The 12,808-nt window shown below is 56.6% G+C and carries 12 protein-coding genes; 6 read left to right on the forward strand and 6 right to left on the reverse strand.

Features of this window, described 5'->3' with window-relative positions; translation table 11 throughout:
- Positions 1–279: 279 nt before the first annotated feature.
- Together purN and purM are read right to left on the reverse strand one after the other, a co-directional pair.
- Complete coding sequence (gene purN, locus H7R56_RS06830; RefSeq protein WP_106924130.1) at positions 280–918, reverse strand: phosphoribosylglycinamide formyltransferase; 639 nt, start codon at positions 916–918, stop codon at positions 280–282.
- Positions 919–1,956: a phosphoribosylformylglycinamidine cyclo-ligase gene (gene purM, locus H7R56_RS06835; RefSeq protein ID WP_106924131.1), complete on the reverse strand. Its 1,038-nt coding sequence runs from the start codon at positions 1,954–1,956 to the stop codon at positions 919–921.
- 286 nt (positions 1,957–2,242) lie between these two features.
- Between purM and bglK the strand changes: the two genes are divergently transcribed.
- From bglK to H7R56_RS06860, 5 genes are all read left to right on the forward strand, one after another.
- Complete coding sequence (bglK, locus tag H7R56_RS06840; RefSeq protein ID WP_106924133.1) at positions 2,243–3,133, forward strand: beta-glucoside kinase BglK; 891 nt, start codon at positions 2,243–2,245, stop codon at positions 3,131–3,133.
- 12 nt (positions 3,134–3,145) lie between these two features.
- Complete coding sequence (locus tag H7R56_RS06845) at positions 3,146–4,576, forward strand: 6-phospho-beta-glucosidase (protein ID WP_106924134.1); 1,431 nt, start codon at positions 3,146–3,148, stop codon at positions 4,574–4,576.
- Positions 4,577–4,762: 186 nt separating this feature from the next.
- Positions 4,763–5,389 (forward strand): uracil phosphoribosyltransferase, encoded by a 627-nt coding sequence (gene upp / locus H7R56_RS06850; RefSeq protein ID WP_106924135.1) that lies wholly within the window; start codon positions 4,763–4,765, stop codon positions 5,387–5,389.
- 83 nt (positions 5,390–5,472) lie between these two features.
- Positions 5,473–6,762, forward strand: a complete 1,290-nt coding sequence (gene uraA, locus H7R56_RS06855; RefSeq protein WP_106924136.1) for a uracil permease — start codon at positions 5,473–5,475, stop codon at positions 6,760–6,762.
- Between the two features lie 96 nt (positions 6,763–6,858).
- Positions 6,859–7,560 (forward strand): DnaA inactivator Hda, encoded by a 702-nt coding sequence (locus H7R56_RS06860; protein WP_074398749.1) that lies wholly within the window; start codon positions 6,859–6,861, stop codon positions 7,558–7,560.
- A gap of 118 nt (positions 7,561–7,678) precedes the next feature.
- Here H7R56_RS06860 and H7R56_RS06865 read toward each other — a convergent pair whose 3' ends face one another.
- The 3 genes from H7R56_RS06865 to H7R56_RS06875 are packed head-to-tail and all read right to left on the reverse strand — an operon-like array spanning position 7,679 to position 11,414.
- Positions 7,679–9,136, reverse strand: a complete 1,458-nt coding sequence (locus tag H7R56_RS06865) for a leucyl aminopeptidase family protein (protein WP_106924138.1) — start codon at positions 9,134–9,136, stop codon at positions 7,679–7,681.
- A 3-nt stretch (positions 9,137–9,139) separates the two neighbouring features.
- Complete coding sequence (locus H7R56_RS06870) at positions 9,140–10,093, reverse strand: N(4)-(beta-N-acetylglucosaminyl)-L-asparaginase (RefSeq protein ID WP_106924139.1); 954 nt, start codon at positions 10,091–10,093, stop codon at positions 9,140–9,142.
- Positions 10,094–10,097: 4 nt separating this feature from the next.
- Positions 10,098–11,414, reverse strand: coding sequence for a PTS sugar transporter subunit IIC (locus H7R56_RS06875; RefSeq protein WP_106924140.1), 1,317 nt, complete (start codon positions 11,412–11,414; stop codon positions 10,098–10,100).
- Between the two features lie 166 nt (positions 11,415–11,580).
- On the opposite strand from H7R56_RS06875, the gene H7R56_RS06880 reads away from it, so the two are divergent.
- On the forward strand, positions 11,581–12,447 hold the full coding sequence (locus tag H7R56_RS06880) for a hypothetical protein (protein ID WP_106924141.1): 867 nt from the start codon (positions 11,581–11,583) through the stop codon (positions 12,445–12,447).
- On the opposite strand, the gene arsC is transcribed toward H7R56_RS06880, so the two are convergent.
- Positions 12,444–12,803: an arsenate reductase (glutaredoxin) gene (gene arsC, locus H7R56_RS06885; protein ID WP_106924142.1), complete on the reverse strand. Its 360-nt coding sequence runs from the start codon at positions 12,801–12,803 to the stop codon at positions 12,444–12,446. The two genes, H7R56_RS06880 and arsC, sit on opposite strands and share 4 nt — an antisense overlap.
- Positions 12,804–12,808 lie beyond the last annotated feature (5 nt).

The raw sequence follows: 12,808 nt of genomic DNA on the forward strand, positions 1-12,808 counted from the left end.
TTTATATTGCTAGCTTTGCCGGGCGATGTCCAACTGTGTCATCTCAGTATGACAGTTATCCTATTTCACCTAACAAAATATTCATATCTGTTTTGATATGTAAGCATTTTTATCCCGTTCCGCATACTGACTCCGCGGGAGAAGGGCATAAAAAAGAGGGCCATAAAGGCCCTCTTTGGTCATCCATGTCGGCTGGATAAGACGTTTACGCCACCATCCGGCAATGTGCTCGCGGCTTGCCTGATGGCGCTCTGCTTATCAGGCCTATCGTGACGGAATTTATTCCGCCGCATAACCGGCTGGCGGCAGCTTTACATTGTCGAGCCAGGCGTGATTGTCATGCATTTTCAGGCGGCCATCGAGGAACCAGCCGACCACCATCGGGTAGATGGCGTGTTCCTGAACCTGTACGCGTGAGGTGATTTCCGCTTCGTCGTCGCCGTCGAAAACCGGCACTTTGGCCTGCAAAATAACCGGCCCACCGTCAAGCTCTTCGGTGACGAAGTGTACCGAGGTGCCGTGCTCCGCATCGCCGTTTTCCAGCGCCTGACGATGAGTATTCAGGCCCGGGTATTTCGGCAGCAGGGAAGGGTGAATGTTAAGCAGCCGTCCCTGATAGTGCTGAACGAAGTCGGCGCTCAGGATACGCATGTAGCCTGCTAGCACCACCACGTCGGGCGCGTAGGCGTCAATTTCGTGCATCAGCTCACGGTCAAAGGCTTCGCGGCTGGCAAACTGACTGGCGGCCAGCGCGTGCTGCGGGATCCCCGCTTCACGTGCCCGCTCAAGGCCAAAAGCGTCGGCCTTGTTGCTGAACACCGCCCGAATGGTGCCATGAATCCTTTTCTGCTCACAGGCATCAATGATGGCCTGTAAGTTGCTGCCGTTGCCGGAAATCAGCACCACGATATTTTTCATTTACTCAATGACCACACGCTGTTCGGAATCTGTGGCTTTGATATAGCCGATTTTCCACGCGTTTTCACCTTTTTCGTTCATCAGCGCGATGGCTTTGTCCGCCTGATCGGCAGCCAGAGCGATGACCATGCCAACGCCGCAGTTAAAGGTGCGGTACATCTCATGACGACTGACGTTACCGGCATCCTGCAGCCAGTTGAACACCGCTGGCCATTGCCAGGAGGATTCGTCAATCACGGCCTGCGTGTTGTCCGGCAGAACGCGTGGAATGTTCTCCCAGAAGCCGCCGCCGGTCAGGTGAGCAATCGCGTGGACGTCAACGCTGGCAATCAGTTCGAGAACGGACTTCACGTAAATACGGGTCGGGGCCAGCAGATGGTCGGCCAGCGTTTTGCCTTCAAGCTGGGTGTCGTCCGGGTTGCAGCCGCTCACTTCAATAATCTTGCGCACCAGCGAATAGCCGTTAGAGTGCGGGCCGCTGGAGCCCAGCGCAATCAGCACGTCGCCGTCGGCCACTTTGCTACCGTCGATAATTTCGGATTTTTCGACTACGCCGACGCAGAAACCGGCCACATCGTAATCTTCGCCGTGGTACATGCCCGGCATCTCGGCGGTTTCACCGCCCACCAGCGCACAGCCTGACTGCAGGCAGCCCTCGGCGATGCCGTTGATGACGCTCGCCGCGGTATCAACGTCCAGTTTACCGGTCGCGTAGTAGTCGAGGAAGAACAGCGGCTCAGCGCCTTGAACGACCAGGTCGTTCACGCACATGGCGACCAGGTCGATGCCGATGGTGTCATGACGCTTCAGATCCATCGCTAAACGTAACTTCGTGCCAACGCCGTCAGTGCCGGAAACCAGCACCGGTTCACGATATTTTTGCGGCAGCGCGCACAGGGCGCCAAAACCGCCTAGCCCACCCATCACTTCCGGGCGGCGCGTTTTCTTCACCACCCCTTTGATACGGTCAACCAGAGCGTTTCCTGCGTCAATATCAACACCGGCATCTTTATAGCTGAGAGAGGTTTTGTCGGTCACTGCAAGTCTCCACGCAATTGCGATAGCAAGAAAAATCGGCGCAATTCTATCAGTCCAGGCAAACGTTTGCGAGCCTATTCTGCACCCAATTTTTTGTGCCTCGGTTTTACCGACTTTGGCAGATAAAATCGGTCAAATATGATACTGCTCACGAAAATGAAACCGGGTACAGCCTTGTCCTTGCATCCGCCACGCGGAATCCACATCATGTGACTGAAACCGGTTTCTGTTTTTGTGGCGTCCGTGGGGGAAACCGAAGCAAAATGGCCAGAAGGGACTGAATGGAATGAACATTGCTGCTTTTGATATTGGGGGTACGGCGTTAAAAATGGGGGTGGTCACCGCCAGCGGTGAACTGCTAAAAAAAGGCAAACAGCCAATCAGCAACAGCGACGGTGAACAGATCCTCGCGGCAATGGAAGGTTGGATTGCCGCTCACCCCGAGTGTGAAGGCATCGCCATCAGCGCGCCGGGCTACGTTAACCCCCATACCGGCTATATCGAAATGGGCGGCGCTATTCGTCGCTTCGATCGCTTTGCCATCAAAGACTGGCTGGAGGAACGCTCCGGGCTGCCCGTGGCCATTGAGAACGACGCGAACTGCGTGCTGCTGGCTGAACGCTGGAAGGGAAAAGGGGCTGAGCTTTCCGATTTCCTGGTGATGACCATCGGTACCGGCATCGGCGGGGCCATTTTCTGTAACAACCAACTGGTGCACGGCGCGCGCTTTCGTGCCGGTGAATTTGGCTATATGCAAACGTCGCGTCCCGGCGCTCGCGATGTTCGCCGCTACTCGATGAATGAAAACTGCACCCTGCGCGTGCTTCGTCATCGCTATGCGCAGCACCTTGGCCTGGCGCTGGAGGCGGTGACCGGCGAAGACATTTTTGACCGCTTCGACGCCGGTGACGCCGTGTGTCAGCGCCTGGTCGCCGAGTTTTTCAACGATCTCGGAACGGGGCTCTATAACCTGGTCAATCTGTTTGACCCACAGACGATTCTTATCGGCGGCGGCATTGTGGAGCGCCCGGGTTTTCTGGCGCTGATGCGCGAGCACCTGGCCTGGTTTGGCATTGCCGACAACATCGATACCGTCAGCCACGGCAACGACGCCGGGCTGATAGGCGCGGTTTACCATTTCAATCAGCAGCATTCGCAGCGACAACTTACTGATTAACGAGGGAAAGATATGTCTGGATTTAAAGCTGGGTTTCTCTGGGGCGGCGCGGTAGCGGCACATCAACTCGAAGGCGGCTGGAAAGAGGGCGGTAAGGGCATCAGCGTCGCGGATGTGATGACCGCCGGCGCGCACGGCGTGCCACGCGAAATTACCGACGGCGTACTGCCGGGAAAAAACTACCCGAATCACGACGCTATCGATTTCTACCATCGCTATAAAGAGGATCTGCAGCTGTTTGCCGAAATGGGCTACAAATGCTTCCGTACTTCCATTGCCTGGACGCGTATTTTCCCCAACGGCGACGAGCTGACGCCGAACGAAGCCGGCCTGCAATTTTACGACGATCTGTTCGATGAGTGCCTGAAGCTCGGCATCGAGCCGGTTATCACCTTGTCGCACTTCGAGATGCCGTATCACCTCGTGACCGAATACGGTGGCTGGCGCAACCGTAAGCTGATTGAATTCTTCGTTCGCTTTGCCAAAGTGGTCTTTACCCGTTACCAGCACAAAGTGAAGTACTGGATGACGTTCAACGAAATTAATAACCAGGCAAACTTCCACGAAGATTTCGCGCCGTTCACTAACTCCGGGCTGAAATACCAACCGGGCGAGGACCGCGAGCCGGTGATGTATCAGGCGGCGCACTACGAGCTGGTAGCGAGTGCGCTAGCGGTAAAAGCAGCGCGCGAAATTAACCCGGCGTTGCATATTGGCTGCATGATCGCGATGTGCCCGATTTACCCGCTGACCTGCGCGCCGAACGATATGATGATGGCAATGAACGCCATGCACCGTCGCTACTGGTTCACCGACGTCCACGTGCGCGGTAAATATCCGCAGCATCTGCTGAACTACTTCGAGCGCCGCGGCTTTGCGCTGGATATCACTGAGGAAGACCGCCAGGCGCTGACGCAGGGCTGCGTCGACTACATCGGCTTTAGCTACTATATGTCGTTTGCCACCAAGGCGACCGAAGACAACCCGCAGCTCGACTATGACGAAACGACCAGCCTGGTCTCTAACCCGTACGTGCAGAAGTCCGACTGGGGCTGGCAGATTGACCCGGTAGGCCTGCGCTACTCGCTGAACTGGTTCTACGACCACTATCAGCTGCCGCTGTTTATCGTTGAAAACGGTTTTGGCGCGATTGACGTGCTGGAGAGCGACGGCACCGTAAACGACCAGTACCGTATCGACTATCTCTCTGCACACATTGCCGAAATGAAAAAAGCGGTGGTAGAGGATGGCGTGGATCTGATGGGCTACACCCCGTGGGGCTGTATTGACCTGGTGTCCGCCGGCACGGGCGAAATGAAAAAGCGCTACGGCTTTATCTACGTGGATAAAGATAACGAAGGCAACGGCACGCTGGCGCGCAGCCGCAAAAAATCTTTTGCCTGGTACCAACGGGTCATTGCGACCAACGGTGGTGAGCTTTAACTCACTGAATTAAAAATATAAAACCCCGCTTGTCGGGGTTTATTTTTATTGTGTCTTATACTGAGTGGGGCCCCATTCGCCGCTTTGCTTGATCCTGGTCAATCATCACAGGTATGGCGCAATCGAAAAAAAGCGGTATAATCCCGCGATTTTTTTTGTGGTTGCCCTATTCAAAGGAGAAAGAGAATGAAGATTGTGGAAGTGAAACACCCACTCGTCAAACACAAGCTGGGCCTGATGCGTGAGAACGACATTAGTACCAAACGCTTCCGTGAACTCGCCTCCGAAGTCGGCAGCCTGCTGACTTATGAAGCCACCGCCGATCTGGAAACGGAAAAGGTCACTATCGAAGGCTGGAACGGCCCGGTAGAAATCGACCAGATTAAGGGTAAGAAAATTACCGTTGTGCCAATCCTGCGCGCAGGCCTGGGCATGATGGACGGTGTACTGGAAAACGTTCCGAGCGCGCGTATCAGCGTAGTCGGTATCTACCGTAATGAAGAAACGCTTGAGCCAGTACCGTATTTCCAGAAGCTGGTGTCCAACATTGATGAGCGTATGGCGCTGATCGTTGACCCTATGCTGGCGACCGGCGGCTCTGTTATCGCGACCATCGATCTGCTGAAAAATGCGGGTTGCACCAGCATTAAGGTGCTGGTACTGGTTGCCGCGCCGGAAGGTATCGCGGCGCTGGAAAAAGCGCATCCGGACATCGAGCTGTATACCGCGTCGATCGACCAGGGGCTGAACGAGCACGGATACATTATTCCGGGCCTCGGCGATGCCGGTGATAAGATTTTTGGTACGAAGTAAACGAAAAAATAAAAAGAGCCGACTTTGATAGTCGGCTTTTTTTTGAATAAAAAAACCTGACTAATAACACAGAGGAAAACACAATGACGCGCCGTGCAATTGGGGTAAGTGAAAGACCACCGCTTTTACAGACCATCCCGCTTAGCTTGCAGCATTTATTCGCCATGTTTGGCGCAACCGTGCTGGTGCCTGTTCTGTTCCACATTAACCCGGCGACGGTACTGCTGTTCAACGGTATCGGGACGCTGCTGTATCTCTTTATCTGTAAAGGTAAAATTCCGGCTTACCTCGGCTCGAGCTTTGCCTTTATTTCGCCGGTTCTGCTGCTGCTGCCGTTAGGTTACGAAGTCGCGCTGGGCGGCTTTATTATGTGCGGCGTGCTGTTCTGCCTGGTTTCTTTCATCGTGAAGAAAGCGGGTACCGGCTGGCTGGACGTGATGTTCCCGCCGGCGGCGATGGGCGCAATCGTTGCCGTCATCGGTCTGGAGCTGGCGGGCGTAGCGGCGAATATGGCGGGCCTGCTGCCGCCGGACGGCCAGTCTGCGGACACTAAAACCATCATTATTTCGATGGTTACGCTGGGCGTGACCGTCTTCGGCTCTGTGCTGTTCCGTGGTTTCCTGGCGATCATCCCGATTCTGATCGGCGTGCTGGTGGGCTACGCGCTCTCCTTCGTGATGGGCGTGGTTGATACGACGCCTATCGCCCAGGCACACTGGTTCGCGCTGCCGACCTTCTACACCCCGCGCTTTGAGTGGTTTGCCATTTTCACCATTCTGCCCGCGGCGCTGGTGGTGATTGCCGAGCACGTTGGTCACCTGGTGGTGACGGCGAACATCGTTAAAAAAGATCTGATTCGTGACCCGGGTCTGCATCGCTCGATGTTTGCTAACGGCCTGTCGACGGTGATTTCCGGCTTCTTCGGCTCTACCCCGAACACCACCTACGGTGAGAACATCGGCGTGATGGCGATTACCCGCGTGTACAGCACCTGGGTTATCGGCGGTGCGGCGATTATTGCCATTCTGCTGTCCTGCGTCGGTAAGCTGGCGGCGGCTATCCAGATTATCCCGCTGCCGGTTATGGGCGGCGTATCTCTGCTGCTGTACGGGGTGATTGGCGCGTCCGGTATCCGCGTGCTGATCGAATCAAAAGTCGATTACAGCAAAGCGCAGAACCTGATCCTGACCTCCGTTATTCTGATCATTGGCGTCAGCGGCGCGAAGGTACACATCGGTGCTGCCGAGCTGAAAGGGATGGCGCTGGCGACCATCGTCGGCATCTGTCTGAGTCTGATTTTTAAACTTATCAGCGTGCTGCGCCCGGAAGAAGTGGTGCTGGACGCAGCGGACAGCGACGAAGCGAAGTCGTGATCCGACGACCGGGCGGGATCGCCGCCCGGTTCTCTCATCGGTTATTTCTGTGGTAAACTCTTCCCGTTTTTTCGTAAGCCCATGTTGAGGTCTCCTCTGAACGCACCGGCACAGCTCTCTTTGCCACTTTATCTTCCCGATGACGAAACCTTTGCCAGTTTCTTCCCGGGCGATAACCCTTCTTTACTTGCCGCACTGCAAAACGTGCTGCGGCAGGAGCATAGCGGATACATCTATATCTGGGCGCGCGAAGGCGCCGGGCGTAGCCATTTGCTGCATGCGGCCTGCGCCGAACTTTCACAGCGTGGCGATGCGGTAGGATACGTTCCGCTGGACAAGCGCACCTGGTTTGTTCCGGAAGTGCTGGAAGGGATGGAGCAGCTTTCGCTGGTTTGCATCGATAATATCGAGTGCGTGGCGGGGGACGAACCGTGGGAAATGGCGATCTTTAACCTCTACAACCGCATTCTGGAATCGGGTAATACGCGTCTGCTGATCACCGGCGATCGCCCGCCGCGTCAGCTCAATCTTGGCCTGCCGGATCTGGCGTCCCGCCTTGACTGGGGGCAAATTTACAAGCTCCAGCCGCTCTCCGACGAAGACAAATTACAGGCGCTACAGCTGCGCGCGCGCCTGCGCGGTTTTGAGATGCCGGACGACGTGTGCCGCTTTATGCTCAAACGGTTGGACAGAGAAATGCGTACGCTCTTCCAGACCCTGGATCAGCTCGATCACGCGTCCATTACCGCCCAACGTAAGCTAACCATCCCGTTTGTGAAAGAGATTCTGAAACTCTAAAGAACGAATTGTTTCCTCGCCCTGCGTAGGCCTGATAAGCGTAGCGCCATCTGGCGGATCCGAGCAGATTGCCGGATGGCGGCTTTGCCTTATCCGGCCTACCTGAAGACGATTTTCGTTACGCTTCCATCGCCAAATCATTGAGCAAATGCTGCATCAGCAGGGGGATCGGTCTGCCGGACGCGACGCTTTTTCCGCCTTCGCGCCACAGCGCCGTCCCGCTGACGTCGAGATGCGCCCACGGAATATCCGCCGGGCAGAAGTGGTGCAGCAGCCAGGCGGCGGAGGCGCTGATGGCCGCATTGTTGGTTGGCGTGTTGCACAGATCGGCAATCGCGCTCTCCGTTTGTTTTTTCAGCCTTGCGTCCAGCGGCAGCGGCCAGACTTCATCGCCGCTCTGTTCCCCGGCAACGGTCAGCGCAGCGCGCAGCGCAGCGTCCTGCGTCATTAACCCGCTCAGCTCATAGCCCAGCGCCTTGACGACTGCGCCAGTCAGCGTAGCTAAATCAATGATATAGCGTGTTTTTGCATGGCGCTGGCTAGCCCAGGCAATCGCATCGGAGAGTACCAGACGGCCCTCGGCGTCGGTGTTGTTGATTTCCACCGTCATGCCGTTACAGGCGCGAGCCACGCTGCCCGGCTGCATCGCGTCGGGGCCGATGGCGTTTTCCGCCAGCGCCAGCACGCCCATGACCCGAACCGGTAGCGCCAGCTCGGCGATGCTCAGCATCAGCCCGAGGACGTTAGCCGCGCCGCACATGTCGTACTTCATGGTATACATGCCCGCGCCTTCTTTCAGCCACAGTCCGCCGGTGTCAAAGGTGACGCCTTTACCCACGTAGCTGCGTACCGGACCATGGCCTGCGCCTTCGTAGTGGATAGCCAACAGGCGAGGCGGGCGGCTTGCGCCCTTACCAACCGCGTGCAGCAGGCCAAGGCCCTGTTCAACGATTGCCTGATCATCAAGCACCTCGCAGCGCAGGGCCGGGAAAGCGGCGCACAGGCGTTCGGCTTCTTCGACCACATACTGCGGCGTGCACTGTTCGGCGGGGATATCCGCAAGACGGCGGGCGGCAATCATACCGTTGGCGATCGCCTGTTGCTGTTGGAACAGCGGCGTAAGTCGGCCCACTTCGCTCTCAGGACAGTAAGCGTCGACGTGGCTCAGACGCACATCGCGTTGTGTGGCGCTCTTCAGCCCAAGGTCCGTTAAGCGGTGCTGTTGGTTAAACAAAAAGCGCAGCGTTTTCACCAGCACCGTATCGTCAATCTGCGAGCAGTCCAGCAGCACTTCGCGGCATACCGGCGCGGCAAACAGCGGTCGCAGGTAACCGAGTAGCGTATCGGTCAGGCTATCGCGCCAGGCGCTATGTGGTACGAGCGTAATGCGGGAAAATGGCCCGCAGGCGAAGCAGGTATCCGCCAGTGTGCCCTGTGCGGCGCGCGCTGCCATTTCAGTTATCAGCGGGTTGTCGCGCAGCGCACCCTGCTGGAGCAAAGGGCTTTCGGGATAGGTAATGAGATGGTGCTGTTCCAGTTTATCGGGCAGCGCCGTTACTAAACGGTAGTCAATCATCGCTTACTCCTCGATGGGGGCGCGGATACGGTCGGCATAGGCCTGCATCCAGGCGTCGTCCACCGGCTGATAATGGGTTTTCTCTTTGACGCGCTCGGCGCGGAACACGGTCAGCGGCTGGCTTGCGGTGGCCACGACAAAAGAGAAGGTTTTTATATTGGTAGCCGCACCGAACTCACCCTTACGGTTCATACAGACCACGGACAGGTCGCCTGCGCGGCCAAAGCGCGACATCAGCTTATCTTCCAGTTCGTACACCACCGAGTCCGCCGCCTGCTGCGGGGTCATGCCCTGTTCCATCCGGCGAACGATTTCGTAGCTGGTGCAGCCTTTCATCAGGTCTTCCCCCACGCCGGTAGCGGTCGCTGCGCCGATTTGGCTGTCGCAGTAGAAGCCGGAACCGATGATCGGGGAATCGCCGACGCGTCCGCGTTTTTTCATAAACAGCCCGCTGGTCGAGGTGGCGACGCTCATCGAGCCCCGCTGGTCGAGCGCGATAACGCCGACGGTATCATGGCCGTCGTACGGGCTCAGCCCCTTATCCAGCGTCTCTCGGCAGCGCTTGCGATAGTGCTGCATTGCGCGCTCGGTCAGCATTTTTTTCTCGGCAAAGCCCTGGCTCAGCGCCCATTCGCGCGCGCCCTGGCCGACCAGCAGCGAGTTATAGCGCTGGCGACCCAGCGCCTGCGCCACTTTTACCGGGTTGGCGATATCGACCAGGTTGCCCACCGCGCCAAAGGCCAGCGTGTCGCCGTCCATCCAGGCCGCGTCCAGCTCCACCTCGCCGTTTTCGGTCGGCAGACCGCCGTAGCCAACGGATTTATACAACGGAAAATCTTCCACCGCGACGACGGCATCGACGACCGACGCTGTTGCCGCGCTGCCGCCGGCCAGCGCCGACGCGGATTCACTTACCCCTTCCAGCGCCATACGCCAGGTTGCAATAATTCCCCACATATTCTTACTCCTGTTTTGCTAGCGTGCTGGATTCCTCAACGGCACTGATTTCCGCATTGCGGTACTGCTTATCGACGATGCGCATGAACGGCAGGTACAGCATTGCGCCAATCAGCAGGTTAATAATTTGCATCACGCTGCCGGAAATATGCCCGGTAACGATAAATCCGCTGATGACCGGCGGCAGCGTCCACGGAATAAAGACCCCGGTGGTGACCGCAACGGCACCGATTTTCATGGCCATATACTGAATGGTCACCAGCACCAGCGGTACGAGGTTGAACGGAATCAGCATGATGGGGTTCATAATGACCGGCAGACCAAACAGCACCGGCTCGTTAATGTTGAAAACAGAGGCCCCCGCGCCCAGGCGTGCGACTTCGCGCATGTTTTTGCTGCGGGCAAAAATGAGCATGGCAATGACCAGCGACAGCGTGGCCCCTGCGCCACCCATCCAGATCATGTCAAAGAACTGCTCGGTAATAATGTGCGGCGGCGTTACGCCGGCCTGGATGGCGGCGATATTATCGGTCTGGTTTTCCATCCACAGCGGACGAATGATGCCGTTCACCATCGAACCGGAGTTGATCCCCACCGACCACAGGATAGTGATGCTGAATACCGTCATCAGTGCGCCGAAGTAGGAGGTGCCGAAATGGCGAACCGGCGTCGCGACCACTTCATAGATGAACTGGTGAATGGTGTTGTAGTGGGTGTTTTCAAAACCGATGCGGATAGCCAGCACCAGAATCATGACCAGCAGCGCCGGGATTAACGCGGCGAATGATTCCTGTACCGCTGGCGGCACGCCTTCCGGCATCTTGATGACCAGCTTTTTACGCTTCAGCCAGCAGAACAGTTCGGTCCACAGCAACGAGCCAATCATGGCGACGAACAGGCCTTTAGTACCAATCCATTCTACCGGCATCACGGTGATGCCGCCGTTCTCTGCGACCTTAATAAACGGCGTCAGGATGAGGAAGCAGACCAGTGCCAGGATTCCGCTGGAAATTTTGTCATCACCGTAGTGTTCCGCCAGGCGGTAGGCGACCAGGAAGCTGATAAACAGCGACATTGTCGAGAAGACGGCATTAAACGGAATTTCGACGATCGCGCTCCAGTTAGCGCCAAACATGCTGGACATAAACTGCTGGTAACCCTGATTCGGGAACGACGAGATAACCAGCAGGATGGAGCCGACGATAATGAACGGCATAAAGGAGACGTAAGCGCCACGGATGGCGCCAAGGTGACGTTGCTGCGACGTTTTGGCAGCAATCGGCATTAATTTTTCTTCTAAAAATCCCAGAACATTGTTCATTGTGAACTCCGTATAAGATTAACGGACATTGTGTGTGTTATGTAATAGAAACGGCGGGAGGGATTATCGGAGAAAGCCTGGTGTAGAAAGGTGAAACGGGTCACAATGCGCCGACTTAATTCATATAAATCTCATATGATTGGTTATTTGTTTTTCAGAGGGCGTCATGGAAATTAAGCTGCATGCCAACGCAACGACTACGCCGAGGATCAGAAAATACCTTCAGGATTCAACGAAAAGTGACCGTGAACTGGCGCTTGAACTCGGTATTTCCGTTACTACGGTGCGCCGCTGGCGAAACCGTGAGCAAACGGCCGATCGCAGTACGGCACCTTCTGTAGTACACAAAGTAATGAGACAAGAACAGATTGTATTGATTAACGTTCTGCGGCATATTTTGCAGGCGCCGCTGGATGACCTGCTGTTTATCGTGGTGGAGGGGCTGGGCATTCCGCTGTCGCGTGCGACGCTGAGCCGCTATCTGACGCCTTCATATCCCAAAAATAGCGCCGAGCGGCTTAGCGGAAAGAAGGCTATCAAGGCGGGCGTCAGGCCGCAGATGCTGACGCTGCACTATCGTTTTCTGTCGCTGCATATGGATGACGACGGCGATCATCACGTGCTGTGGGCGCAGGAGCCGGTTAGCGGGTGGTGCGCGGCGCGCATCTATTCAGGGATGTCCGCGCCGCTGGTGACGCACTGGCTTGATGACGTGCTGTCGGCGTTTCCGGGTGATATACAATCTGTTGAGATTAAAAGCGACGAATGGCTGAATGAGGCGCATGTTGTCGCGTTGCGCCAGCATCTGGCCGCGCGGGGTATTGCCTGTAGTATGACGATGGCGGGGGAAAAACGTCAGGCAGTGGCGGTAACCCTGCCGTTAGCGGAAATCATTCCGGCCGTACGGGCCGTTACGCCGGATGCGCTGGTTGTGCGGCTGTGTGAACTGTTTAACGCGGGCAAGCCGCAGAAAAAACTCGGTAATATGACGCCGCAGGCGTTTCTCGACGCGCTGCGGCATGAGGGGGGTTAGCTCACGATTTCCAGTACCTGCTCGGGTGGGCGCCCAATGCGCGCCTGCCCGTTGCTGACGACGATCGGGCGTTCAATCAGCTTCGGGTTGTCGACCATCGCCTGAATTAGCTCCGCTTCGCTCAGGTGGCTGTCGGCCAGATTCAGCGACTTGTACAGATCTTCTTTCTGACGCATCAGATCGCGGGCACTGGCGAAACCGAGCAGGGCAATCAGCTCACGTAGCGTGGCGGCGTCCGGCGGTGTCTCCAGGTAGAGCACCACGTTAGGGTCAATGCCGTTGGCCTTCAGCAGGCTCAGGGTATCGCGGCTCTTTGAGCAGCGCGGGTTATGATAAAGGGTGACTGAATCCGTCATCGTCT

This window comes from Klebsiella sp. WP3-W18-ESBL-02, assembly GCF_014168815.1.
GTDB classification, from domain to species: Bacteria; Pseudomonadota; Gammaproteobacteria; order Enterobacterales; family Enterobacteriaceae; genus Kluyvera; species Kluyvera ascorbata_B.

Excerpts from the sequence above, each read along its gene's own strand:
- purN (WP_106924130.1), bottom strand. The coding sequence starts at position 918 with ATGAAAAATATCGTGGTGCTGATTTCCGGCAACGGCAGCAACTTACAG.
- bglK (WP_106924133.1), top strand. The coding sequence starts at position 2,243 with ATGAACATTGCTGCTTTTGATATTGGGGGTACGGCGTTAAAAATGGGG.
- H7R56_RS06845 (WP_106924134.1), top strand. The coding sequence starts at position 3,146 with ATGTCTGGATTTAAAGCTGGGTTTCTCTGGGGCGGCGCGGTAGCGGCA.
- upp (WP_106924135.1), top strand. The coding sequence starts at position 4,763 with ATGAAGATTGTGGAAGTGAAACACCCACTCGTCAAACACAAGCTGGGC.
- uraA (WP_106924136.1), top strand. The coding sequence starts at position 5,473 with ATGACGCGCCGTGCAATTGGGGTAAGTGAAAGACCACCGCTTTTACAG.
- H7R56_RS06865 (WP_106924138.1), bottom strand. The coding sequence starts at position 9,136 with ATGATTGACTACCGTTTAGTAACGGCGCTGCCCGATAAACTGGAACAG.
- H7R56_RS06870 (WP_106924139.1), bottom strand. The coding sequence starts at position 10,093 with ATGTGGGGAATTATTGCAACCTGGCGTATGGCGCTGGAAGGGGTAAGT.
- H7R56_RS06875 (WP_106924140.1), bottom strand. The coding sequence starts at position 11,414 with ATGAACAATGTTCTGGGATTTTTAGAAGAAAAATTAATGCCGATTGCT.
- H7R56_RS06880 (WP_106924141.1), top strand. The coding sequence starts at position 11,581 with ATGGAAATTAAGCTGCATGCCAACGCAACGACTACGCCGAGGATCAGA.
- arsC (WP_106924142.1), bottom strand. The coding sequence starts at position 12,803 with ATGACGGATTCAGTCACCCTTTATCATAACCCGCGCTGCTCAAAGAGC.